The organism is bacterium (genome assembly GCA_024228115.1).
Classification (GTDB): Bacteria; Myxococcota_A; UBA9160; order UBA9160; family UBA6930.
This window is the reverse complement of record JAAETT010000682.1, coordinates 1-24043: the sequence shown is the minus strand read 5'-3', so window position 1 is coordinate 24043 and position 24043 is coordinate 1. Positions and strand designations below refer to the sequence as shown.

The following is a 24043-nucleotide window of genomic DNA, read 5'->3' as shown; positions in this document are numbered from 1 at the left end:
TCAAGTCAATCCGATACCGCTTCTTCGACATACGGGCCCCATGAATCGGCCCGCGACACGGCGAGAACCGATTGGCTGCGGGGGACGCAGTGCTTAGCATGACAACACTTCCGCCTTTGGTCGATACAAGGGACTAGGCCGTGCCGGTTTGGATGCCCTTCTTGCGATCTTCCGTGGTGAACAGGCCGGTCCTCGATGTGACGGTCTCGCCAATGTCGTCCCTGTGCTCGGGCTTGTCGCACAGGTAGGCGTGCATCTCCATGGCGAAGCCGCCATCGAGGTCGTCCGTGATGCGCTGCTTCCAAGGTCGCCGAATCACCGGCACCGTCATGCGCGTGGTGGTTCGCTTGCGTGCATTGATTCGCTCGGCGATCTCCCAAGCGCGGGCGTCGAGCTTCTCCCGGGGCAGGACCTCGTTGACGAGGCCGTACTCCAGGCACTTCTGGGCGTCGAAGACCTCGCAGGTCAGCAGGGCGTAGGCCGCCCGCTTGACACCCATGAGCTCGATGAAGGCGCTGTGGATGCCGTCACCCGGCACCAGGCCGGCATCGAGGTGGGGGTCGATGATCACTGCGTTGTTCGAGCAGATGGTGATGTCGCACATCAGAGCGAGTTCCGAATGGCCGGCAGGGCCGGGGATCACCCCGATCGTCGGAATCTCGATGTCGTTGATCAGGCTGATCAGCATCCGGCGTCCGTCGTAGTACATGTGCTCGTAGCTGTAGCCGGCCCGGTCATCCTCTTCCTTCGAGAAGCTCGCGTCGTCGAAGTTCGCGATCCAGGTGTCGCCGGTGGCGGTGAGGATCATCACCCGGTTCTCGGGGTCGGCACCGACGGTCTGGAACGCCTGCCAGAGGGCGCGGTGGAGCTCGAAGCTCCACTGTGCGTCGCCGCCGAGAGTGTGCATGCGCAGCTCGATGATTCCGTCTCTGCGCTCCATGATGAAGTGCTCCTTGAAGAGCTCCTTGTACTCCTCGAACTTCGGGGTGGGCACGTAGTTGGTAAGTGACATGTCATGTTCTCCTTGGGGTGGTTGTCGGGGTCAGCTGATCCGCGGGGACAGTCCACGCAGCAGCCGCTGCATCGGGTGGCGTTCGGGATCGCCGTCGCGTCTCGCCAGCAGTGAGGTGGGGCGTAGAGCACGCTGGAGGCTCGCGAGGGAGAAGGGACCGAAGGCAGGTTGCACGGGAGGCTCCTCTGATCCGGGCGATCCGGCCCGGTAGAAACACAGGGAATCAGAAAATGAGGAGATTGTCAATATTGATTACTCTATCATTTATGATAAAGTGCAATCCATGACGGGAGGCACGGACGCGCCGCAGAGCAGGGGGCATCGCAAGCGTGAGAAGACGCGGCGCCAGCTGATCGCCGCAGGCTCGCGGGTGCTCGCTGAGAAGGGAGAGGGCCTGACCGTCAGTGACGTGGTCGCCGAGGCCGACGTCTCCATCGGTACCTTCTACAACTACTTCGTCGATCGAGATGCGCTCCTGGAAGTGCTCGCCGAGCAGCTGGCGCTTTCTCTCGCCGTCGCGACTGCGCGGGAGGACATCCCGGATCCGGCGCGGCGCTTCGCGCTCGCGACGGCTCGGGCGATCTTCCGGGCCCTCGAGGACCCAACGTGGGCTCGGGTGCTACTGCGCTTGTTGAGCCGTCCGGGCGCGGGCGTGCAGCTCGACCGCTATCTCCGTGAGGATCTCGCCGAAGGCCTGGCCGAGGGCCGCTTCGACACGGGATCCGACGACGCCACCCTCGATCAGGTTTCGGGGCTGGTCATCATGACCATCCGCCGCATCGTCGAGGGACAGGCTCGGCCCGACGCTCCGCAACGGGCGGTCGAGCGCGGCCTCCGTGCGCTGGGCATCGGTCCGAGTGAAGCGGCAGAAGTGGCGGCCGATGCTGTCGAATCCTGCGCGTCGGCGCGGCCATCGCAGCCACTCGAGGCGATGGGTTCTGCGAGCCCTACGTCGCCGAGCTCGATGCCTCGCCGGAGATCGCCTGGGCGGTGAGTGGGTCCAGCAAGCTCAGAGCCCCGGGATCGCCGCCACGCACTGCCCCACCGCGAGGCCGGCATCGTTGGGCGGAATCTTCGCGTGGCAGAGCGGCAGGCATTCCCTGTTCTCGAGCGCTCTCCGCAGTGCCTCGAGCAGGATGCGGTTCTGGAAGCAGCCGCCACTGAGCGCCACGTGGCGGAGCTCGAGCCGGCGGGACGCCGCGAGGGCGGATTCGGCGAGCCGGTCTGCCAGCGTCTGGTGGAAGGCGAGTGCCAGCTCCGAGCGGGGAACGCCGGCGCAGCGTCCCCGAACCAGGGCGCGGACGACTCCCGCCATCTCGATGCTTCCTTCCGGCTGCGGCGGGGCGGCGCCTGGCAACGGCAACGGGGTGTCTTCATTCCGGCTCGAGGCCGTCCGGGCGAGTGCCTCCAGGGCGGCTCCGGCCTCGGCTTCGTGACGGTTGATGTCGCAGACGCCGAGCAGTGATGCGACGGCATCGAAGAGGCGACCGCAGGAGGATGTCTCGGGGCTGGCCACGCCCCTGGTTGCGATCTCGCGGAGCGCGTCCAGGCGCCCGGGGTCCTGGCGTCGATGCCAGCCGAGCGCGGCGACGTCCTCGTTTGCCTGGCCTTCCGGAAACGCACGTTCGAGCCACATGGCGGCCATGCGCCACGGCTCGCGGGCGGCCCGGTCGCCGCCGGGCAGTGGCACCGTCTCGAGATGCGCCAGGCGTTCGCAGCGCTCGCCGTCTACGTAGAGTAGTTCGCCCCCCCACTGCCGGCCGTCCGCACCGAATCCCGCGCCGTCCAGGGTGATGGCCAACGCGGGGCCCTGCATGTCGTGCTCCGCCAGACACGCCAGCGCGTGGGCGTGGTGATGCTGTACGCGGATTCGGGGAGCACCGGCCGGAACCAGCTGCGCAGCGAGCGAGGCGGCCACCCCGTCCGGGTGGGCGTCCATGGCGAGGGCGGCCGGCTCCACTCCCAGCAGACTGCACAGGCTCTCGACTCGATCGACCAGCGCATCCGCACTGGCCGGACTCCCGAGGTCGCCCACGTGTTCGGCCAGCACGATCTCCCGACCGACGGCAATGGCCGGCGCGCACTTGAGGTCACCGCCCAGAGCCAGGATCGGCAGCGGTGCTTCGAGGCCGGCCGGCAGCGGTATCGAAAGCGGTGCCGTCGAGCGCGACAGGCGGATCGGAATCGGGCCGCTGGCTGCACTTCGAAACACCGGGTCGTCGCTGGGGCGGATGACCTGCCGGTCGTGGCCGAGGATGAGGTCCGCAATGGGCGCCAGCTCGTGGACGGCGCGCTCGGCCTCGTGGATGGTCGGATCGCCGCTGTGATTCGCAGACGTCATGACCAGGGCGTCGAAGCGCGGCGCGTCGCCGGGTGCCGAGCCGGGCGGGTAGAGCAGCATTGCGTGGACGGGCGAGTGGGGCAGCAGCAGCCCGAGGTCGCTGGTGCCCGGCGCGATTTCCGGAGCCAGCCCGATTGCCGTGCAGCCCCGCTCCCGTCGCGGCGCGACCACCAACGCGCGAGCCGGCCCGCACAGCAGCGCCTCGTCGGCGGCCGCGAGCTCGGCGAGCCGCCGGGCCGATTCGAGATCCGGCACAAGGATGGCGAGGGGTCTGGACGGCCGATGCTTGCGCTTGCGCAGCTGGTTGATGGCCTGGCTCGAGGTGGCGTCGCAAGCCAGGTGAAAACCTCCGAAACCCTGGACCGCAACGATGCCCCCGGCGCCAAGCACGCGCGCCGTGGTCTCGATGGCACCGGCATCCGTTTGCGCGCCAGGCGAATCGGGTTGCAGGACGCGAAGCCGGGGGCCGCAGGCTTCGCAGCAGATCGTCTGGGCATGGAAGCGGCGGTCGGTCGGGTCGGCGTATTCCCGGGCACATGCCTCGCAGGGTGGGAACGGCGCCAGGCTGGTGCGCGCCCGGTCGTAGGGCAGGGCGCGTATCACCGACGCCCGCGGCCCGCACTCGCTGCAGTGGACGAAGGCATGGCGATGGCGCCGGGAGGCGGGATCGAACAGGTCGCACTGGCAATCGCTGCAGAGCCCCACGTCGAGCGGTACGCGCGCCAACTCCTGGCCCGCGCCAATGCGGGCCCACGCCTCGTCGCTCGCTGCGATTTCGAAGCCGCTGGTTCCCACGGCCGGCGAGGGCTGTATGTCGACGGCTTCGATCCGCGCGCCGTTCGGCGCTGCCTCGCGCAAATCCCGGAGCCAGGCATCGACCGCCTGGGATGTTCCTTCGAGCTCGACGCGCAGGCCGGCGCGGACGTTGCGCACGCTGCCGTCGAGTCCGAGCGCTCGCGCGCGCCGCAACACCCAGGGCCGCATGCCGACGCCCTGGACGCGCCCCCGCAGCTCGACAGTGACACGCAGGCGGTTCGCCATTCAGCAGATTCGCGGCAGCGGCTCGCCGGCCGGGAGGGGGAGCAGGCGCGTGGCGCCAATGCGGGTCTCGACGACGACCCGCGTCCGGCCGCGCGTACTCGGCTCGACTCGCCCCACGCAGCGGGCGGCCCGGCCCAGGGGATGGGATCGAAGCGCTGCGAGTGCCGTGCCCGCGTGGGCCTCGGGCACGAACGCCGCAAAGCGTCCCTCGCATGCCAGGAACAGTGGATCGAGGCCCAGGATCTCGCACAACGAAGCAACCGGTGCGTCGACCGGTAGGGCAGCCTCTTCGAGGCGCAGCTCGACGCCGGCGGCCGCGGCGATCTCGTGGACGAGGGCTCCGAGCCCTCCCCGGGTAGGATCGCGCAGGCAATGCACCTCGGGCACAGCCTCCAGCAGGTTCTCGACGAGGTCAGGCAAAGGCTCGGAATCGCTCATGATATCCGCATCGAAAGAAAGGCCCTCGCGGGCACACAGCACGGCCGCTCCATGACAGCCCAGGGAGCCGGTGAGGATCAGGACGTCCCCCGGTACGACCAGCTTCGGATGCAGTTCGCGGCCCGGCGAGACCACGCCCACCCCGCTGGTGTTGACGAAGATTCCGTCGCCCTTTCCCCGCTCCACCACCTTGGTGTCCCCCGTCGCGATGGGCACACCGGCCGTTCGCGCGGCGGCCCCCATGGATTCGGCGATGCGAGCGAGGGTCGTGAGCGGAAGGCCTTCCTCGAGGATCAGCCCGCAGGAGAGTGCGCGGGGTCGCGCGCCGCTCATGGCCAGATCGTTGAGCGTGCCGTGCACCGCCAGGCTGCCGATGTCGCCACCGGGAAACTCGAGTGGGCTCACCACGAAGCTGTCCGTGGTGAACGCGAGGCGGGCACCCGCTTCGGGCGCATCCAACAGCGCGGAATCGTGGCGCTCGTCGAGCGGGCCACCCCCGAGTCGCGGGGCCAGCAGCTCGTCGAACAGCCGCGCGCTGGCACCGGCTCCCGCGCCATGGGCAAGGGTGACACGGTCGCCCTCGGCCGGGGCCGGACAGCTGCCGGCGAGCAGGGCCTGTGCGTCCGCTTCGTCGGCCGCGCTCATGCCTGCGCTTCCCGGGCCGGATCCTGCGATGCGATCTCGTCCTCCACGTCGCCGATACGATATGCGAAGTACGCGGCGCAAGCGCCTTCCGAAGACACCATCGGCGCACCGAGCGGCTGCTCGGGTCGGCAGCCGCGGCCGAACTCCGGGCACTCGGGCGGACGCATGCGGCCTTGCAACACTTCGCTGGCGCGGCAGCGCTCGGGCTCTTCGGGTTGAGGCAATGCGTCCGTGGGAATCAGTTGCTGCGCGTCGAGTGAGGCGTACTCCTGCCGAAGCCCCAGGCCTCCCTGTTGGATGATGCCGATGCCGCGCCAGGGGCGGTCGGTGGCCTCGAAGACTTCGTCGATCAGCGCACGTGCCGCCGGGTTGCCCTCGTCACGGACGGCACGGCGGTATTGGATGGAGACCTGCGCCTCGCCTCGTTCGATCTGGCGCACGGCCATCAGCACACCCTGCAGGATGTCGACGGGCTCGAAACCCGTGACCACGATCGGCATGTCGTGGGTGGCGGCGATCGGCTGGTACTCGGCCGTGCCCATCACCGTGCAGACGTGTCCGGCCGCCAGGAATGCCTGGATGCGTCGCTCCGGGTCCGAGGCGATCAGCTCTAGCGCGGGCGGCACCCGGACGTGGGAGACCAGCAGGAAGAAGTTGCACAGGCCGCGATCACGTGCCCAACGCGCCGCCGCGGCCACCGCGGGCACGGTGGTCTCGAAGCCGACCGCCAGGAAGACCACGCGTCGGTCGGGCTCGCAAGCCGCGAGGCGCGCCGCATCCAACGGCGCGTACACCACCCGGACATCCCCGCCCCGGGCCCGCGCGGCGCTCAGATCGCCGTGGCTACCCGGCACGCGCAGCATGTCGCCGAAGCTGCAGACCGTCACGTCCGGGAGCTCGGTCAGGGCCAGTGCCAGGTCCAGGGTCTCGAGCGGGGTGACGCAGATGGGGCAACCCGGGCCGTGCAGCAGCTCCACGCGTTCGGTCAGTAGCTGCTGGATCCCGCTGGCCAGGATCGTGTGGGTCTGGCCGCCGCAGACCTCCATCAGCGTGACGGGTCGGGTCGCCTCGGCCAACACGGCGTCCGCCAGCCGGCGCACCCGGTCGGCATCGCGATATTCGTCCACGTACCTCATGGGGCTGGCTGCTCGGGGTCGGACAGCCAGCCCAGCAATTCTTCGGCCGCTGCCTCGTCGAGCTGCTGCAGCGCGAAGCCCGCGTGCACCAGGACCCAGTCGCCCACCCGGGCTTCGGGGAGGCCCTCGAGACAGACCCGCTTGCGGACGCCACCAAAGTCGACGACCGCTTCCGCCAGCCCCTCGCGGCTGTCGATTTCGCTGACCTGGCCCGGAACCGCGAGGCACATGCTAGGTGCGTCCCTCGGAGAGCCAGTCCATCCAGGCGTCCAGGCCCTCGCCGCTCTGGCTCGAGAGCGGCAGCACCGGCAGCTCGGGCCGGATCTGTCGAGCGGCCGCGATGGCGCGCTTCAGATCGAAGGGGACGTAGGGCAGCAGGTCGGTCTTCGAGATCACCAGCAGATCGGCTGCTGCGAGCATGGCGGGGTATTTCTCGGGCTTGTCGTCGCCTTCGGTCACCGAGATCAGCACGGCCCGACGGTTCTCGCCACACGCAAAGGGCGCTGGGCAGACCAGGTTGCCGACGTTCTCGATCCACAGGCGGGCGACTCCGTCGAGATCGAGTTTCGCCACGGCGTGCCCGACCAGGTGGGCATCCAGGTGGCAGAGGGCGCCGGTCTCGACCTGCACGACGCGCGCTCCCAGGGCCGCCACGCGACGCGCATCGTGGTCGGTGGCACAGTCGCCCTCGACCACTGCTTCGTTGGCCGCCGCACTCCCGAGCTGGGACAGGGTGGCCTCGAGCAGCGCGGTCTTGCCGGCGCCGGGGCCGCCGAGGAGTCCGATCGCCTCGATGCCGTGCTCGCCCAGGCGCTTGCGGAGCGTCTCGGCCCGGGCGTCGTTGTCCTCGAGCAACGACCGCTCCACCACGATGCGACGCGCCTCGATCTCGTGGGGCCCGTCGTGTGAATGCTCGCCGTGGTCCGCGCTCGGCGCATCGGAGTGCCCGCAGCCGCAGGTGCCGCACATCAGATCACCTCCATGGAGCGAATGCGCAGCTCGCGCCCCGCAGCCTGGTCGAATTCGAGTGCGGCCCCCTCGGCCGGCGTTCCCGACGCGCAGATCGGGAAGACGCCTTCGAGCGCGGCGGGCACCACGCCCGAGAGTGCGCCCACCTCGAGCCGGATGCTCAGGATCCGGTCGGCATGGGCGTCATCGAGCTGGTCGACCGCGAGTCGGATCAGGGAGAGACACAGCTTCGCCTCATGCATCTCGGCTCTCCGAACGCCATTCGCGGCGCTGCAATGCATCGTCCAGCAGGCTGCGAATCAGTTCGATGGCCGCCGGCAGGGCCTCGTCGACCGCTGGAGAAAGATCGTCTCGCTGCTCAGCGCTGGCCTCGATTCCCACCAACGCAATGCGGTCCGGGCAACAGTCGAGGGCGCGGGCCAGGGCCAGGCCTTCGCCGACGCCCATGGCATGACTCGAAAGACCCGTGGTCCTGGGAAGCACGTCCAGCGGGAGGTGGCTCACCGTCCCCAGCGGCTGCCCGGAGCGCATGGCATCCACGATGACCGCCGCATCCACATCGCGGAGCAGCTCGGGCAGGTCGACGCCGGGGCGCTGGCATTCGCGCGGGGATACGCCCACCGGAAGGCCCTGCTCGGCGAGGCGCGCCACGGCTTCGAGGCCGGCCGCATCATCGCCATGAGGCGTGCCGACCCCCACGACGCAGACGTTCACCGTTCCTCTCCAGTCGGAGCCGGCCGAGCTGGTCGTCGCTCGAGGTTCAGCTCCAGGAAGTGCACCGAACACGAGATGCAGGGGTCGTAGTCGCGGATGGCCGACTCGCAAACGCGCCGGGCATCGTCGTCGCTTCGGGTGGCGAGATCCGGCACGAGCAGGCGCAGGTCGGCCTCGATGGCAGCCTGGTTCTGGGACGTGGGCGGGACGATCCGGATCGACTCCACCTCCCCGCGTGCGTTGCTGCTGACCGAGATCTGGAGCAGTCCGCGCGGAGCTTCGGTGGCGGCATGGCCCGTGGCCGCACGGGGTTTCCAGGCGGGCGGTGGCGGGGGCGGTTCGTAGCTCTCGACGACCGCGATGGCTTCGTCGAATGCCTGGATCACTTCGATCCCGCGCGCAAACACCGATGCCGCCGGGTCGGTGGCCGAGAACCGCTCACCCAGGTCGTCTGCCGCTGCGGCCGCCGCGGGCGAGAGCCGCTCGCGATTCAGTCGTACGCGAGCGAGGGGCCCCACCATGTAGGCGCCCCGCCCGCGGACGCGGCTGTGGAATGCGTTCGAGTGGGGCACCTGATGCTCTTCGAAGGCCTCATCGAACTCGGCGGGCGTGACGTCGAGCCCGTGTGAAGACACGATTCGCCCCTCGTTCATCGGGTACTCGTCCGGATGCTGCAGGGCGACCAACTCGGTCGCGCGCGGACGGTTCGGCACCGGCAATCCACTGAACCAGTGCAGCAGCGATTCTGCATCTCCACGCGCGCGACGCAGATCGTCTCCCAGAGCGGCCATCTCGTCGGCTGCGGGTGCGCGGTGGAACCCGCCGATACAGACACCGACCGGATTCACCGGGCGAGCGCCCAGCAGGGAGACAATGCGGTTCCCCAGCGCTCGGATCGAGAGCGCTCGTTCGACCTCGGCCCGATGCTCACGCGCCACTTCGATCCCGTCGTCGAGGCCCAGGAAGTCGGGCGCCGCGAGGAACATCATGTGCAATACGTGGCTCTCGATCCACTCTCCCGCGTAGTAGAGCCGGCGCAACGCGCGCACCTGGGGGTCGATGGAGACTTCGAATGCGCTCTCCAGGGCATGGATCACGCTCATCTGATAGGCGACGGGGCAGATGCCGCAGATGCGGGCCACCAGATCGGGGAGGTCCGTGACGTGGCGGCCGCGTAGGAATGCCTCGAAGAAGCGCGGCGGCTCGTAGATCTCGAGACGCAGGTCGGTGACCTCGGTCCCCTCCAGCGTCACGTGAAGCGCGCCTTCTCCTTCGACGCGGGCCAGCGCGCCGACCTCGATGGTGCGTCGCTCAACCATCGCGTCCCTCGAGCCGGTCGGCGATGCGCCGGAACTCGCGGCGTTGACCGTTGATCCCGCGGAAGCGTTGGGCCACGCGCCGCGGCGATTCTCCCTGGCTGGCGAGCAGCCGGGCCTGACCTGATGTATTGGGCTGCTCGCTTGGTCCGAAGCACGCGTAGCAATCGCGCCCCAGCGAGGGGCAGAGTGCGCCGCAGCCTGCCCGCGTCACTGGCCCCATGCACGGCAGCCCCCGGGTGACCACGACGCATACGTTGCCCTGGCGTTTGCACTCCATGCAGACGCTCGCGCCGGGAAGCTCCGGTACCGCTCCGAGCAGCGCCCGCGCAATCAGCTGCACCAGCTGCCCCTTTTCGATGGGGCAGCCTTGTAGCTCCGCATCGACGGATACGTGGTCGGAGATCGGCGTCGACGTGGCGAGGGCCGCGACGTGCTCGGGGTGCGGGTACACAGAGGCCTTCCATTCCTCGGCATCTGCCAGGTTGCGCAGGTGCTGGATGCCGCCCGAGGTCGCGCAGGCGCCGATCGTCACCAGCTGGCGCGAGGCCTCGCGCACATCCTGGATCCGCTGGGCATCGGACTCGGTGGTGATGCTGCCCTCGACGAAGCTGATGTCGTAGGGGCCGTCCTCGACCCGGCTGGTGGCCTCCAGGAAGTGCACGATGTCGATGCGCTCGGCGAGCGCCAGGAGTTCGTGCTCGAGGTTGAGGATCTGCAGCTGGCAGCCGTCGCAGGACGCGAACTTGAAGACCGCGATCCGGGGACGGGGGGCTCCCATTGCTGCGCTCACAATGCGCCCGGGCCAAAGAACTTGGCGATCCGCGCGTACGGAAAGATCGGCCCATCCTTGCAGACGAACTCACCGCCCAGCTGGCAGTGGCCGCAGAGCCCCACGGCACACTTCATGTTGCGCTCCATCGAGGCATAGATCCGCTCGACCGGGACGCCACGACGGCGCAGGATGGCCACCGCGTAGCGCATCATGACACCGGGCCCGCACATGAAGACCACTGTGCGACCCGGGTCTATGTCGACCTCTTCGAACAACTCGGTGACTACGCCGATGCGGTCGCGCCAGGCGCGATCGGGCTCGTCCGACGTCAGCCCCACGTAGGTGTCGGGGTGCCGTCGCCAGGCCTCGAAGCGGTCGCGGTGCACCAGATCTTCGGACTTCTTGACGCCGTGCAGGATCGAGATCCGGCCGTAGTTGGCACGGCGTCGGAACATGTAGTCGATGGCGCCGGTCACCGGCGCGCAACCGAGTCCGCCCGTGATCACCAGCACATCCTTCCAGCGTGCTTCGTGGAGAGGCCAGCCGACGCCATAGGGGCCGCGGAGTCCGACGAAATCGCCCACATCGAGCCGGCCGATCACCTGGGTCGTGCGCCCGACGATGCGAATGGTGTGCTCGAGATCCTCGTCTTCCGGATCCGACGAGATTGAAATGGCCACTTCGCCGACTCCGGGGGCGTAGACCATGTTGAACTGCCCCGGCATGAAATCGAAACGCGGCCGCGCGGCCGGGTCGCAGATGCGCAGGCGATAGGCGTGGATTCCCGGCCCATAGCTGTCGCGCTCGACGATCTGCGCCGGCTCGGGGACCAGATAGCCCGCTGCAATGGGAGCACCCGGTGTCACGCTCACGCCGTCGTCTCCTGGATGGCTCTCACCTCCTCGGTGAGATCGATGCCGGGCGGGCACCATGTGATGCAACGCCCACAGCCCACGCATCCCGAGGTGCCGAACTGGTCCTGCCAGGTTGCGAGCTTGTGAACCAGCCACTGGCGATAACGGTCGCGGATCTTCGGTCGAAAGTTGATGCCGTGGATCTGGGCGTGCTGGCGGTCGAAGCAGGAATCCCATTCGCGGATCCGGATCGAGCCGCTTCCGTCGAGCAGCGCCTCGTCGCGCTCGTCGTGGCAGAAGCACGTGGGGCATACCATGGTGCAGTTGCCGCAGCCGAGGCAGCGCTCGGCCACCTCGTCCCAGCGCCCGTGGTCGAGATTCTCGAGCAGCAAGTCGTGGACCCGGGCCGCGTCGAGTTTGCGATCCATCACGCTTGCGCATGCGTCGATGGCGCGCCGCTCGGCGACGCGGGTCTCGGCATCGGCTTCGGCGAGCCCGAGGGTCTCGAGCACCTCCTCGCCCGCTTCGCTGCCCGCACGAACCAGGAAGCCCTCGTCGAGCTCGGTGAGCGCAAGGTCGAAGCCCTCACGCGCCTCGGGCCCAGTGCCCATCGACGTGCAGAAGCAGGTCGGTGCCGAGCGGGTGCAACTCGCCGCGATCAGGAACAGCCCGCGGCGACGTTCTTCGTAGTAGGGGTCCGGATAGCGATCGTGGAGGAAGATCCGGTCCTGCACGCGCAGCGCCGCGAGGTCGCAGGCGCGCACGCCCAGGATCGCCACCGGACGGGGCTCCGGTCGCAAGGCCTCGGCGCGAAAGCCATGCTCTCCTCCGAGTTCGACCTGGACGAGGTTTTCGCGCGGTGCGAACACCAGGGGCTTGAGCGAAGCCGGCCCGGTGGCCACCCCGAAGACGCGTTCGTCGCCCAGATCTTCGAGGTCGTAGTGTCCGGCCGATTGGTGCTCGCGCATCCCGACGGGCAGGTCGGCCACGGCAGCCACAGGCCCCAGGACGACGGTGCCGTCGCGTATCACCGGCCCCAGAACCTCGAGGCCCTGCTTGATCAGGACATCGATCAGCCGTTGAAGGCCGGCGCGTTCCATCCACAGGTGTTGCGTCGATTCGGTCAAGCGATCCCCGCCGGCGAGCCGTCAATCAACCACCGAGGGTACTGCGCTTTGCCTGCGGTGGAAGACGCCTGGCCGATAAAGCCAGCGATCGCACGACGAACTGCGGGGCGCTTCGCCACAGGCTGCATGGGGCCTCCCGAGCCCCAGCCGCTGAGGTAGCCTGCGGGCCATGCGGCCGGACTACGTCATCGTCGGGAGTGGTCTCGCGGGGTTGTCCTTCGGCGCCCTGATGGCGCGCTTGGGCAAGCGCGTCCGAGTGCTCGAGGCCCACTACCTGCCCGGCGGCTACGGCCACACCTTCGAGGTGGGCGAGCGCTACCGCTTCAACGCTCAGCTCCACTACGTCTGGAACTGCGGTCCAGGCCAGACCGTCCACAAGTTCCTCTCCAAGCTCGGGCTGGCCGAGGAGGTGACCTTCGAGGAGTACGACCGCAACGGCTTCGACCACATGCGAATGCCGGGCTACGCGCTCGACATCCCCTACGACCTGGGCGAACTCTCCGCCCGCCTCGGTCGCCTCTTCCCCCGCCACGCCGGCCCGCTGGCGCGTTTCGTCGAGGAGGTGCGGCGCACGGCCGAGGAACTCGACGCCTTGCCCCGGCCGCTTGGCCCTCTCGCGTTGCTGCCGCGGCTCCACCGGCTCACCCGGGTGCTGCGCTACCGCAAGGCCACACTGCAGGACGTGTTCGATCGCTTCGGGCTCCCCCTTGAGGCGCAGACCCTGCTTGCGCTCCAGTGGCCCGACTTCCTGCTCCCGCCGGGGCAGCTCTCCTTCTTCGCGTGGGTGATGCTCTTCGTCGGGTACACCCGCGGCGCCTATTACCCGACCCGCCACTTCGAGCACGTGGTCGACTCTCTCGTCCGCGTGATCGAGAAGCATGGCGGCGAGGTCCGCACTGGACACAAGGTGACCGAGTTCGTCGTTGAGGGAGACCGTGTCTGCGGCGTCGTCGCCGAAGAGATCGATCGGCGCGGCGTGCCGACGGGCAAGGCGGAGGAGCACCGCGGCAGCGACGTGGTCTGCAACATGGACCCGCGGCGCGCCGCCGAGATGATCGGGCTCGGCCGCTTCTCGCCAGCGCTGCGGCGCAAGCTCGATTACGACTACTCCCCATCGAACTTCATGGCCTACTGCGTCGTCGAGGGGCTCGACCTGCGCGATCACGGTTTCGGCCGCTGGAACCTCTTCCACAGCGACCACCCGGACCTGAACCAGGTGTTTCACGACATGCTCCGCCGGGGCGACTACTCGCGGCCGAGCTTCGCCGTCACGACGCCGGGCCTGCTCACCGACGTGAAGGGCGACTGCCCGGAAGGCCAGCAGATCGTCGAGTTCCTGACCGTCGCCGACTACGCGCGCTTCCGAGATCTCGGCCTGTCGGATCCGCGGGCCTACCGAGCCAAGAAGAAGGAGATCTTCGAGCGGATCCTCGACGTCATGGAGCGCGACTACGTGCCGGGCTTCCGCGACCACCTGGTCTTCACCATGACCGGGAGCCCCACCACGAACGAGCGCTTCTGCTGGAGCCCTGCCGGCCATTCCTACGGCTCGAACATGACCCCCGAAAACATCGGCCCCGGGCGTCTCGATCATCGCAGCTCGCTCGACCACTTCCACTTCTGCAACGCGTCGTCCGGCTTCGCCGGGTTCGCCGGCACCATCTGGACCGGCTGCCGGCTCTATGAGCAGTTGAGCGGAGAGAAACTCCTCTAGGCGAACGCGATCGAGCCGCTAGAGCCGGCGCCCTCCGATCCGCTCGGAGACGTGCAGTGCGGAGCTCACCGCTCCTTCGTGGAGGCCGTCGCCGAGCCACGCACCGGCGTGGTACGTGCGGTTCTCTCCCTGGGTCTCGAGCACTTCCTCCCGGTGCAGCAGCGCGTCGACGGTGTAGAGGGGCGTGTGGTGGGGCTGCTCGTGGACGATGCGGGACGGGTCGATCTCGTCCTCGAGACCGTAGGCCAGGAAGTAGTGGGTGGGGTGGTCGGCCGGGAGGCCGGCCAGGCGGTTCAGGTAGGCGTTGTATCCGGCGCCTCCGCCGGACGTCTCGAAGAGGTCGAACTCCGAGTAGAAGTGGACGCCGCGGCGCGCATGGGGGCCCGTGTCGGTGTGGATCACGGTGCGCATCCGGTTGGCGTGCCAGCTCGCGAAGCGCTTCGTCTCGGCGGCGGTCGGGTCGGCGAGGAGCGCGAGGGTCTGGTCGGGTGGTGCGGCGAAGACGACCGCATCGAACTGCGATACCTCACCGCTCTCGAGGCGAACCTCCACGCCGCTCGGCGAGCGCGAGATCGCCGTGATGCGCGCTTCGAGCACGATCCGGGCTTCGATCGCCTCGTCGATTCGTCGCAGATAGTCGTATGTCCCCCCTCGGATGGACGTCCAGGACGGCCTTCCCGTGAATGCACGCAGGACGGGGACGGCCAGCGCCGCGGGGATGGCGGCGGTCTCCGGGTAGGGGATGCTGTAGGCATACATGAGCAGCATGCGCATCCAGGTCGCGTACGCTCCGGCCTCCAGGCAATCGCCGATCGAGCGCGGGTAGAGATCCTCCGCCGCCAGGCGCTCCGTTCGCCGCTCGAAGCGCCGCTTCTGCAACACCATGGGAAGCAGGCGCGCGGTTGCGGCGAGGCGTTCGAGGCGGCTGCGGCTTCCGAGCGCGATGTTTCCGCGCGACCGGAAGTGCCGGCCGTCGGCGAGGAAGAGCGCCGTCGTGCAGGGCACCGGCCGCCGCTCCACCCCGAGTTCGTCCAGCAGCCGACTCAGCGTGGGGAAGCGCTGCTCATCGAACTCGACCACGCCGGCGTCGAGGAACAGCCCCGGGTCGAGTCCCTCGCACGGCACGTTCCCGTGGAGCGTCCGCACGTGGCCACCAGGTGCGCTAGCGGCCTCGAAGACGGTCACCTCGTGGCGGCCGCGCAACAGGTAGGCCGTCACCATTCCTGCCGCTCCGCCCCCGACGATGGCAACTCTCATGGGGATCGATGGTAGCGCGGAGCTCCCAGGCCGGGACCGCCTATCCGCCTGATTCCCGATCCTCCTCGCGCTGCTCGCGATCGGGCCGCTCGTCGTCCAAAACACCTTGGCGACGTTGATCCGGCCACGCTCAAGAGAACCAGGAAGCCTCGACCGGATCGGGCATGGGCCGTAGGGTCTCCGCCATGGCAGACGTCCTCCGCTACGGATTGATCGGCTCCGGCATGATGGGCCTCGAGCACGTCCGCAACCTGCGTCTCTTCGACGATGTGGAAGTGGTGGCCGCCAGCGACCCCAGCGAGGCTTCACGCAAGTATGCGCTCCTCACCAAGCCCGACCTGGCGGTATTCGAAGATCACCGCGAGCTGTTGGCCCAACCCGGTCTGGACGCCGTGATCATCGCGTCGCCCAATCACACTCACGTGAACGTGCTGTCGGATGTGCTGGCCACGGATCTCCACGTGCTGGTGGAGAAACCTCTCTGCACCACGGTGGACGATTGCCGCAAGGTGGAGAACGCCGCCAAGGGGAGGATGGGCCTGGTCTGGGTGGGGATGGAGTACCGCTACATGGCGCCGGTGGCGCGCCTGGTCCAGGAAGTGCAGGGCGGCGCCGTCGGCGAGCTGCGCATGCTGGCGATCCGTGAGCACCGCTATCCCTTCCTTCCCAAGGTGGGAGACTGGAACCGCTTTTCACGCAACACCGGCGGCACCCTGGTGGAGAAGTGTTGCCACTTCTTCGATTTGATGAACCTGATCACCGCGGCGCGCCCGGTGCGCGTCTTCGCCTCGGGTGCCATGGACGTGAACCATCAGGAGGAGCGCTACGAAGGCGAGAAGCCCGACATCCTCGACAACGCCTACGTGATCGTGGACTACGAAGACGGCCGGCGGGCGCTGCTGGACCTGTGCATGTTCGCCGAGGCCTCGCGCAACGAGCAGGAGATCTGCGCCGTCGGCGACCGAGGCAAGGTGGAGTGCTTCGTGCCCGAGTCCAACCTGGTTGTCGGCACGCGCATGCCGCGCGAGGTGAGGACCGAGTACGTGCCGGTGGACGAGACGATCCTGAAGGCGGGCTTCCACCACGGCGCCACCTACTTCCAGCACCGCGCTTTCGCCGATGCCATCCGCGCCGACGCGCCGCCGGTGGTGGGCGTCGGCGACGGCCTGCTGGCGGTAGCGGTGGGGCAGGCGGGCGAGATCTCTGCACGCGAGAAACGGCCCGTCGAACTCTCCGAACTGGGGGTCGGCTGATGCGTTGGCTACTTCGCGGCCTCGGCATCGCAATCGTGCTGGTGCTGATCGGGGCCGGCTGGATCGCGTGGCGGCTGCAGGATCGGCCTGATCTCTCGCGCTACGCGCAGTACGAGCTGCCGGCCGCCGCAGTCAGTGCCAGCGCGCCGCGGGTCACCGTGAGCTTCCTGGGCGTGGCCACCCTGCTCATCAGCGACGGCGAGACCCACTTGATGACCGACGGCTGGTTCACCCGCGTGGGCCTGTCCGATCTCCTGCTGCAGCGCGAGGTATCCCCGGACGCGGACGCCATCGCCCGCGGCCTGCAGCGCGCCGGCGTCACGAGCCTGGCGGCGGTGATGCCGGTGCACTCCCACTACGACCACGCGCAGGACGCGCCGGAAGTGGCGCGGCGCACGGGCGCCATCCTGCTGGGCTCCGAGTCCACGGCTTGGATCGGCCGGGGCGCGGGCTTGCGCGAGCAGAAGATCCGAGTGGTAGAGCCCGGCGTGCCCCAGCGCTTCGGGAAGTTCAAGGTCACCCACATTCTGTCGAAGCATGTGCCGCTGCCGAACGGCGCACACGAGGGCCCGCCACTGACGGCGCCGCTGGTACCGCCGGCGACCGCCCTCGAGTACCCCCATGGGCGGCGCGTGGTCGATCCTGATCGAACATCCCCTCGGCACCGCGCTGGTGCAGGGCAGCGCGGGCTTCGTGCCCGGCGCGCTGGAGGGCCGTCGCGCCGACACCGTCTTCCTGGGCACGGGCGCCCTGACCCGCCAGTCCGAGGCGTACCAGGACGCCTACCTGCACGAGATCCTGGACGCCGTGGAAGCGCGTCGCGTGATCCCCATCCACTACGACGACCTGTTCGCCCCGGTGGGCGAGGCCCTGGTGCCTTCGCCCACGTTGGTGGAGGACGTGCCCGGCGGTTTCGATCGGGTGCTGCGCTGGGTGAGCGAAAGAGAAGAGCGCAGCTTCGCACTCCTTCCCTGGTGGACGCCGGTGGTGCTGTTCGAGTGACCGGCTAGCGCTCGCGCTCGGACTCTCGCGGATCGAAGCGTTCAGCCGGTGCGCAACTCGCCCGCCTGTCCCACCATCACATCCCTGCCGCAGAACTCTTCCCGGGTCATCGCCGCAGCGAGTTCGGCGTCGCGTGTCACGGCAATGGTCCTGCGGCCGTCGGGAAGCTCGCAGACCGCAATGCCCTCGCTCGGATGTTCTCCAGCGTAGACGACCGTGTAGCCCAGCACCCTGGCGGGGCCTTGATGATCACCGACGATCTCGCGCCGTGTGCTGCGTGCGGCGACCTCCTCGCTGACGTCCGCGAATCGAAAGCTCTCCGCGGGCGGCGCGGTCGACCAGATTGCGAAGCCGACCTTGTTCATGAAGCCGCTGACCGTGGTCACGAGACCGGCGCTTCCGGGGTCGTCTCGCAGCACCTCGGCCATGCGGACGCTGGCCTGCAAGACGTAGTTGTTGAGTGGTCCACCCGCCGACGCCATGCCACCGGTCACGCTGAACGGGACATTGGGGGCGAGTCCCAGCTCTCGAGCGAAGACGCGTACCGGAGCGGGAAAACAGCTGTAGAGGTCGAAGTGGCCGATCTCGTCGATCCGTCGCCCGGCGAGTTCGAGGGCGCGCTGTCCGGCCACGGCCGCACCCGGGCAGCGGTGGAGTTCGTCGCGCGCCGAGAGTGGAATCATGTGATGCGACTCGCTGGCTGCGAGTGGATAGACGCGCCGCTCGTCTGGAATCCCGAGCCCCTGTGCCTTCTCGTAGGAGCACAGGATCAGGCCGGCAGCCTGGTCGACATTCCAATCGGAGTTGTGCAGCCGGGCGTAGGGGAAGGCGAGCATCCTGTTCTTCGGCGATAGCGTACGGATCTCCTCGAAGGAGACCGGTGCGCGCTTCCAGGCGTGTGGGTTGCTCGCGGCAACCTGGCTGGCGCCTGCCCAAAGCCTCGCGAGTTCGTCCTGATGGCTCACCAGATCCATCCTGTCGCTGTGGCGTAGCGCGCTCTCCATCACCGCAAAGGCGCGCACGGGAATCATCAACCCACGCTCGACCTCGAGTTCGTCGAAGAGCGCCTCTTCCGACGTGAGCCTGCGGTCGGGCTCGACATCGGTCTGCAACGTGTCCGCCAGCTCGACGCCGAGCTTTCGCGCACGCAGCTCCCGAAACCTCGCCTCCGCTCCGGTGACGAGGGCAACCTCCTCCTCACCCGCTGCGATGGCGAGGCACGCCTCGGACAGGAGCGTCTGCTGTGGCACGCCGATCTCGGCCACCGTGGTGCGTGCCTGTTTTGCTTCGAGTCGATCCGCGACCAGACGGCCTGGATCCGAATACTGCCAGAAGCCGCGGGGGACCCGGATCGAGCTCGCCTCCCGCAGGAGGGAGGGGTGACCGGAATCCTCGCCGGCGGCCAACAGGGCGTCGGCCATCAGCTCCCAGGCTTCGCGCGCCCCGCTCGGGTCTTCCAAGCGCTGCTCGATGGCGGCAATCCCCACCAGGACCGGAGTGCGCGGGCTCAGGGTCATGCTGTCCTCCTCCCGGCGAGCCGCGGCCCCGCGTCGCCGCGCGCCACGGTCTTCACTCACCAATGAAGTTGGGCTTGCGCTTCTCCTTGAAGGCTCGTGGTCCTTCACGGGCGTCCTTCGACTGCATCACGCTCGCCGAGACCTCGTTCTCGATTTGATAGGCAGCATCGAGGGGCAGGCCGCTCGAGCGCATGACTCCCTCCTTCACCTTTCGCACAGCAAGCGGGCCGTTCTGCGCGAGCCGCTCCGCCATCGCGAGGGCCCGGTCCATCAGCTGCTTCCGGGGAACGACATCGTTCAGCAAGCCCATGTCCAGTGCTTCCTGTGCGGTGAAGGAATCGCCGAGCATCAACATCTCCATCGCCTTGCAGTAGGGGACCTGGCGCGGGAGTCGAGTGAGGGATCCGCCGCCGGGCAACAGGCCCACCTGGGTTTCGGGCGTGCCAAAGATGGCGTGATCCGCGGCAATGCGCAGATCGACGGCGTTGGTCAGTTCCGTACCACCGCCGAGCGCCCGCCCATTGACCGCCACGATCACGGGCTTGTAGAGCTCGAAGCCGCGCAGGATCCCGTCCAGGAATTGCTGGAGATCCCCCATCAGCTTCTCGTCCCACTCGTCCTCTGGCTGACGCGCGCCGGTCATCAACGGCATGGTGAGCTTGAGATCGCCGCCCGCACAGAAGTCTTCGTCGCCGGTGCCGGTCAAGATCGCAACGCGCAGATCGTCGTTGTCGCGGTACTCGTGCCAGGCTGTGGCGAGCTTGACCAGCATCTGGGGGCTCAGGCTGTTCTTCGCGGCGGGACGATTCATCGTCAGGATCATCACCCCGTCGCGTTGCTCGACGAGCAGGTGGCTCTCGGATTCGCTCATGTTCTGCTCCTTGGCGATCGGTGGCAAGCGGAGTCGCTATTCGACATCGGCCCGGGCGGTCTGGACTATAGTTCGCACGCCGAAGGCGTGTCGTCCCCATGCCTTCTACATGGTGCCAAGGCGTCAGCTTGGCGAGGAGTTCGTTCAAATGGTCCGGTCGTCGTGTCTTCCCGAGTTCGTCATGAGCCTGATTGCGTGGATCTTCGTTGCGCTGGGGGCGTGCCCGGCCGTTGCGGGCGAGGCGGAAGAAGAGGCTGGCTACGAACTCGTCCTTCGGGGGGGCCGGGTGATCGATCCCGAGACGGGACTCGATGGAGTCCGTGATGTCGGCGTCGAGGGGGGTCGCATCGCTGCCATCTCCAAACAGCCACTCCTCGGCGCGGCCGAGATCGACGCGACTTCCATGGTCGTGGCGCCTGGCTTCATCGACCTGCATAGCCACTCCCCGACACCGCTCAGCCAGCAGTATCAGGTGATGGACGGCGTGACGACGGCGCTGGAGCTCGAGGCGGGTGCGTTTCCGGTCACCGATTTCGGTCGACTCCTTCGCGAGCGATCGCTCATCAACTACGGCGCGTCGGCAGGCTACGGATCGATTCGCCTCGAGGTGAAGCTCGGAATCCGACAGCCTCACCTGCTCACGGATCCCCCGAAGCCGATCGGCCTTCGTGGGTACTGGACGGCCCTGCGTTCGCTCTTCACGACCCCGACCGAGGTCACCGAGGAGATCGCGACGGCCGACGATCGGGGGCGGCTTCGAGCGAAGCTCGAGGAAGGGTTGGATCAAGGCGGGATCGGCATCGGTCTGCCGCTCGATTACATGAGCGAGGGCGTCGATCTTCAGGAGGCGCGGGTCGTCTTCGAGGTGGCCGGCGAGCGGCAGGTTCCGCTGTTCATCCACCTCCGCCGGGGAGTGAACGGCGACCCCTCCGGTCTCCGCGAGGCTCTTTCTCTCGCGAGGGAGGCTGGTGCGCCCCTTCACATCTGCCACATCCAACACAACGCCATGCGGAACACCAGGCTCTTCCTCGACGAGATCGCGGCGGCGCGAGCCGAAGGCGTCGACGTGACGACGGAGCTCCTGCCCTACAACGCGGGCTCGGCGCTGATCTCCTCGGCGGTCTTCGGGCGGGACTGGCGGGCCATCTTCGACATCGATTACGAGGACGTCGAATGGGCCGCGACGGGTGAGCGTTTCGACGAGGCCATGTGGAATGAGTATCGGGAGAAGCACCCCGAGGGCCAGGTGATCCACCACTACGTCGACGAGGAATGGACGCGAGGCGCCCTCGCGGAGCCGGGTGTGATCGTCGTCAGCGATCTCCCCCCGATGATCGACGAGGAGAGCAAGGTCGCGCCCCACAACGGGGCGTTCGCCAAGATCCTGGGGCGCTACGTGCGAGAGGATCCACTGCTCGATCTCGAGACGGCCCTCACGAAGATGACGCTGCTGCCTGCGCAAAGGCTGGAGGCCGCCGCGCCCGTGTTCCGGCGCAAGGGCCGTCTCCAGGTAGGAGCCGATGCGGACATCACCGTTTTCGACCCCGCCACGGTGATCGACCGGGCCACCTATGCGGATCCCTACCAGGCTTCGGCCGGCATCGTCCACGTGATCGTGAACGGCGTCCCCGTGGTGAGAAACGGCACGCTACTGCCCGACGTGTACCCGGGCCGCGCGCTCTTCGGGTCGATACGCGCGCATTGAGCTTTCGAGCCGCAGTCGACCCGAGTCGTCAGCGCGGATAGTCGACGAAGAGGGGCGACGACCACGCGCGCTCCTGCACGTCAGCCAGGCAGTCGTCGCTGGGGTCGGCCCCCGCACCCACTCGGCAGGGTTGCAGTGAAACCGCCCGCCCGTCCTCGAACCGGGTGCGTAGGTTCGCGCCATTGATGGCCGGCGTGGGCGTCTGCAGCGCGCGCACGTAGTACACGGTGTCGCGCCCGAGCTCCGAGAACTCAGGATCTTCGAACTGCACTGCGCAACCGGCGGGGTCGGGTTCGCAAGCCAGGGTCAGCCACGGGTCCTCGACCAACGAAGTCACGTCTTCGTCTGCGCTCCGCTGGGGGCGGATCCGCACGACCTCGAAGCCCGCGATCGCGTGCCGCGTGTCACTCGGGTGATCGCATTCGTTCAAACACAATGACTCGACCCGTTCGGCACCGAGCGCATCGACGACACGGTCCGGGCAGCCGGGCTTCTGCACGAAGGCACCCACGGCCCGGGCTTCGAAGCGCGGTGTCGTCTTTGTTTCGACTTCGCTGCCCATCGGGTGTCGGGTGGCGTCTTCGCCGTCGCCCACGAGGTCGAACCAGAGCAGCATGCGGGGCCCGCTGGTCGAATAGACCTCGCGCCGCCTGAGTCCGTCCCAGATAGCGTCGCGATCGCGGCCTTCAGCGTGCACGGCCACCGATCCACCGGGATAGAGGAAGCTCGTCATGCGTTCGGCGACCAGTGCCGAGGATGTCATGGGGCTCGGAGGCTCGGCGCGCTGCGGATCGTCGGGTTCGCCACCACCGAGGATGAGCCGGGCGTGGAACGCGCTGCGAATCCCCACGGCATCCGTCATGCCCTTGATGGGGCCCGTCTGTTTGTAGCCGGTCGAAGGCCGCCCGCTGTGGGTATCGCTCGAGCCGATCAGTCCGAACCGGAAGCGCAATGGGTCGTCGCCTTCGTTCTCGGCGTCGCGTGAGAGGGCCAGCGCATACTGCGCGGTTCCGCGGGGGCGCAGGCCGTAGGCCGGCTTGAAGCCTCGTCGGTCCTGGCCGCAGTCGAGCCAATCCGAGGCGTCAGTGCCCGGCAACACCTGGTCGGGAGCCACCGATGCGCGCATCGTGAACTGCATGGCCTCCTGGACCCGCTCTTCGCACACATCCGCGGGCAGGTCGCCGCAGCGTTCACGAATGATCTCGCCCGCCCGCCAGCAGCAGGGCAGGTAGTCGTCGGTGGGTTCGGGGCAGATGAGTTCGCCGTCTTCGCCCGTGTCGAACTCTCGCCAGCTCCGGTACTGCTCCGAATTGCCGTGCCCCGACATGACTTCGATCAGGCTCTGCCGCCCGGGATCGTGCATGGTCGGCGTGAGTTGCTTGTCCAGGGCCGTCCCGGGCGGTGAATAGCTACCCCAGGCCGTACCGTGCGGAATCACCAGTGAGTCGAAGCCCCACTCGTCAAGCTTGCGAAAGGGGATGTCTGGAGTGGGGGCGTTCTCGTGGCAATCGACCGGGAGTTCGCGGGTGTGGACATCGGGGTCACAGGCGGGGGTGCCGAGGATCTCGTCGACCATCCAGCCGAAGTCCCAATAGGGCCGGGCGTTCAGCGGATCGATGAGCCAGGCCTTGGCCACCGTCGGCGCGCGCTCCATCCACGGGTTGACCGTGTCGGGGCCCTTCGCACTGATCGGTCGCGCGGGGACTTCGTCTTCGCCAAGATCCTTGAAGATCACGTTCTTGTGACCCCAGTGGGTCTCGGGCGTGAGGCCGACCTGGGTCCACTCCCAGCCGTGAAAAGCCACGAGATCGGGGTTGGCCGGATCGCCGGCCACGGCATTGCATTCACGCGTGGCGTCCTTCTCCATCGCCCAATGGGCGGGTGTCATCTCCATCGCGTGGTCGGTGATGGCGAAGAAGTCGAGGCCCGAGCAGTGGCGGGCGAAGTCGCAGGCATCGGCCGGGGGATGCGCGCCCTCGCCGCCGGTGATCGGCAACGAGGTGAAGAACGCATCCATCGAGTACGTGGTGTGTACGTGCAGGTCGCCGAAGAGGATCTGCGATCCCTCGCCGCGCTCGATCGGCCGGGCGGTGGTCGAGATCGCGCCCGGGTCTTGATCGGCGCCTTGGCAGCCGAGGAGTCCGACAGTGATGACCGCCAGGGTGGTTTTCGATACAAGCCGCAGCAACAAGTGGACTCCCGATAGCGCCTCGCGCTAGTCCCTTGTATCGGCCAATTCAGGTGGTCCTACCATCCTGCGCTCCCCCGCGGGTTGACCAGCGACACGACGAGTCCTGCTGTGGGGCGATCTCGGGATGGCACCACCGTCAAGATGGATCGAACCACGGCACTAGTC

General features: G+C 68.1%; 23 protein-coding genes. 5 read left to right on the top strand and 18 right to left on the bottom strand.

Annotation, left to right across the window (positions count from 1 at the left end; translation table 11 throughout):
• Positions 1-133: 133 nt before the first annotated feature.
• Both GY937_28365 and GY937_28360 read right to left on the bottom strand, forming a co-directional pair.
• Positions 134-1012, bottom strand: a complete 879-nt coding sequence (locus GY937_28365) for an enoyl-CoA hydratase/isomerase family protein (GenBank protein ID MCP5060629.1) — start codon at positions 1010-1012, stop codon at positions 134-136.
• Positions 1013-1042: 30 nt separating this feature from the next.
• Entirely contained in the window at positions 1043-1186 is a 144-nt protein-coding gene (locus GY937_28360; protein MCP5060628.1) for a hypothetical protein, read from the bottom strand.
• Between the two features lie 109 nt (positions 1187-1295).
• Here GY937_28360 and GY937_28355 point away from each other — a divergent pair, with 109 nt between their 5' ends.
• Positions 1296-2006, top strand: coding sequence for a TetR/AcrR family transcriptional regulator (locus GY937_28355; protein MCP5060627.1), 711 nt, complete (start codon positions 1296-1298; stop codon positions 2004-2006).
• 15 nt (positions 2007-2021) lie between these two features.
• Here the strand turns inward: GY937_28355 and hypF are convergent, their stop codons facing one another.
• The 11 genes from hypF to GY937_28300 are packed head-to-tail and all read right to left on the bottom strand — an operon-like array spanning position 2022 to position 12341.
• Positions 2022-4394, bottom strand: coding sequence for a carbamoyltransferase HypF (gene hypF, locus GY937_28350; protein ID MCP5060626.1), 2373 nt, complete (start codon positions 4392-4394; stop codon positions 2022-2024).
• Positions 4395-5477: a hydrogenase expression/formation protein HypE gene (hypE, locus tag GY937_28345; protein ID MCP5060625.1), complete on the bottom strand. Its 1083-nt coding sequence runs from the start codon at positions 5475-5477 to the stop codon at positions 4395-4397.
• Positions 5474-6613, bottom strand: a complete 1140-nt coding sequence (gene hypD / locus GY937_28340; protein ID MCP5060624.1) for a hydrogenase formation protein HypD — start codon at positions 6611-6613, stop codon at positions 5474-5476. The genes hypE and hypD overlap by 4 nt, the downstream gene beginning before the upstream one ends.
• On the bottom strand, positions 6610-6843 hold the full coding sequence (locus tag GY937_28335) for a HypC/HybG/HupF family hydrogenase formation chaperone (GenBank protein ID MCP5060623.1): 234 nt from the start codon (positions 6841-6843) through the stop codon (positions 6610-6612). The genes hypD and GY937_28335 overlap by 4 nt, the downstream gene beginning before the upstream one ends.
• Before the next feature lies 1 nt (position 6844).
• Entirely contained in the window at positions 6845-7582 is a 738-nt protein-coding gene (gene hypB / locus GY937_28330) for a hydrogenase nickel incorporation protein HypB (protein MCP5060622.1), read from the bottom strand.
• On the bottom strand, positions 7582-7824 hold the full coding sequence (locus GY937_28325) for a hydrogenase maturation nickel metallochaperone HypA (GenBank protein ID MCP5060621.1): 243 nt from the start codon (positions 7822-7824) through the stop codon (positions 7582-7584). Before GY937_28325 ends, hypB begins: the two co-directional genes overlap by 1 nt.
• Positions 7817-8296, bottom strand: coding sequence for a hydrogenase maturation protease (locus GY937_28320; protein MCP5060620.1), 480 nt, complete (start codon positions 8294-8296; stop codon positions 7817-7819). Before GY937_28320 ends, GY937_28325 begins: the two co-directional genes overlap by 8 nt.
• Positions 8293-9615: a Ni/Fe hydrogenase subunit alpha gene (locus tag GY937_28315; protein ID MCP5060619.1), complete on the bottom strand. Its 1323-nt coding sequence runs from the start codon at positions 9613-9615 to the stop codon at positions 8293-8295. The genes GY937_28320 and GY937_28315 overlap by 4 nt, the downstream gene beginning before the upstream one ends.
• Complete coding sequence (locus GY937_28310; protein ID MCP5060618.1) at positions 9608-10393, bottom strand: hypothetical protein; 786 nt, start codon at positions 10391-10393, stop codon at positions 9608-9610. Before GY937_28310 ends, GY937_28315 begins: the two co-directional genes overlap by 8 nt.
• Before the next feature lie 8 nt (positions 10394-10401).
• Positions 10402-11319 carry a Ni/Fe hydrogenase subunit gamma gene (locus GY937_28305; protein ID MCP5060617.1) on the bottom strand — a complete coding sequence of 306 codons (918 nt, stop codon included), beginning with the start codon at positions 11317-11319 and terminating at the stop codon, positions 10402-10404.
• Positions 11256-12341 carry a sulfite reductase subunit A gene (locus tag GY937_28300; protein ID MCP5060616.1) on the bottom strand — a complete coding sequence of 362 codons (1086 nt, stop codon included), beginning with the start codon at positions 12339-12341 and terminating at the stop codon, positions 11256-11258. Before GY937_28300 ends, GY937_28305 begins: the two co-directional genes overlap by 64 nt.
• Positions 12342-12537: 196 nt before the next feature.
• On the opposite strand from GY937_28300, the gene GY937_28295 reads away from it, so the two are divergent.
• A complete protein-coding gene (locus tag GY937_28295) occupies positions 12538-14082 on the top strand; it encodes an NAD(P)/FAD-dependent oxidoreductase (protein MCP5060615.1) in 1545 nt (514 codons plus the stop codon).
• Positions 14083-14100: 18 nt separating this feature from the next.
• Here the strand turns inward: GY937_28295 and GY937_28290 are convergent, their stop codons facing one another.
• Positions 14101-15339: an FAD-dependent oxidoreductase gene (locus GY937_28290; GenBank protein MCP5060614.1), complete on the bottom strand. Its 1239-nt coding sequence runs from the start codon at positions 15337-15339 to the stop codon at positions 14101-14103.
• A gap of 185 nt (positions 15340-15524) precedes the next feature.
• On the opposite strand from GY937_28290, the gene GY937_28285 reads away from it, so the two are divergent.
• The gene (locus tag GY937_28285; protein ID MCP5060613.1) at positions 15525-16592 is read left to right on the top strand and encodes a Gfo/Idh/MocA family oxidoreductase; all 1068 of its coding nucleotides are present in this window, start codon (positions 15525-15527) and stop codon (positions 16590-16592) included.
• 8 nt (positions 16593-16600) lie between these two features.
• Here the strand turns inward: GY937_28285 and GY937_28280 are convergent, their stop codons facing one another.
• Positions 16601-17116: a hypothetical protein gene (locus GY937_28280; GenBank protein MCP5060612.1), complete on the bottom strand. Its 516-nt coding sequence runs from the start codon at positions 17114-17116 to the stop codon at positions 16601-16603.
• A 97-nt stretch (positions 17117-17213) separates the two neighbouring features.
• Here GY937_28280 and GY937_28275 point away from each other — a divergent pair, with 97 nt between their 5' ends.
• The gene (locus tag GY937_28275) at positions 17214-17594 is read left to right on the top strand and encodes a hypothetical protein (protein ID MCP5060611.1); all 381 of its coding nucleotides are present in this window, start codon (positions 17214-17216) and stop codon (positions 17592-17594) included.
• A 41-nt stretch (positions 17595-17635) separates the two neighbouring features.
• Here GY937_28275 and GY937_28270 read toward each other — a convergent pair whose 3' ends face one another.
• On the bottom strand, positions 17636-19111 hold the full coding sequence (locus GY937_28270; GenBank protein MCP5060610.1) for an acetyl-CoA acetyltransferase: 1476 nt from the start codon (positions 19109-19111) through the stop codon (positions 17636-17638).
• A gap of 52 nt (positions 19112-19163) precedes the next feature.
• Positions 19164-19982, bottom strand: a complete 819-nt coding sequence (locus tag GY937_28265) for a crotonase/enoyl-CoA hydratase family protein (protein ID MCP5060609.1) — start codon at positions 19980-19982, stop codon at positions 19164-19166.
• Positions 19983-20163: 181 nt separating this feature from the next.
• Here GY937_28265 and GY937_28260 point away from each other — a divergent pair, with 181 nt between their 5' ends.
• Positions 20164-21687, top strand: a complete 1524-nt coding sequence (locus GY937_28260) for an amidohydrolase family protein (GenBank protein MCP5060608.1) — start codon at positions 20164-20166, stop codon at positions 21685-21687.
• Positions 21688-21715: 28 nt separating this feature from the next.
• Here the strand turns inward: GY937_28260 and GY937_28255 are convergent, their stop codons facing one another.
• Positions 21716-23878 carry a DUF3604 domain-containing protein gene (locus GY937_28255; GenBank protein ID MCP5060607.1) on the bottom strand — a complete coding sequence of 721 codons (2163 nt, stop codon included), beginning with the start codon at positions 23876-23878 and terminating at the stop codon, positions 21716-21718.
• Positions 23879-24043 lie beyond the last annotated feature (165 nt).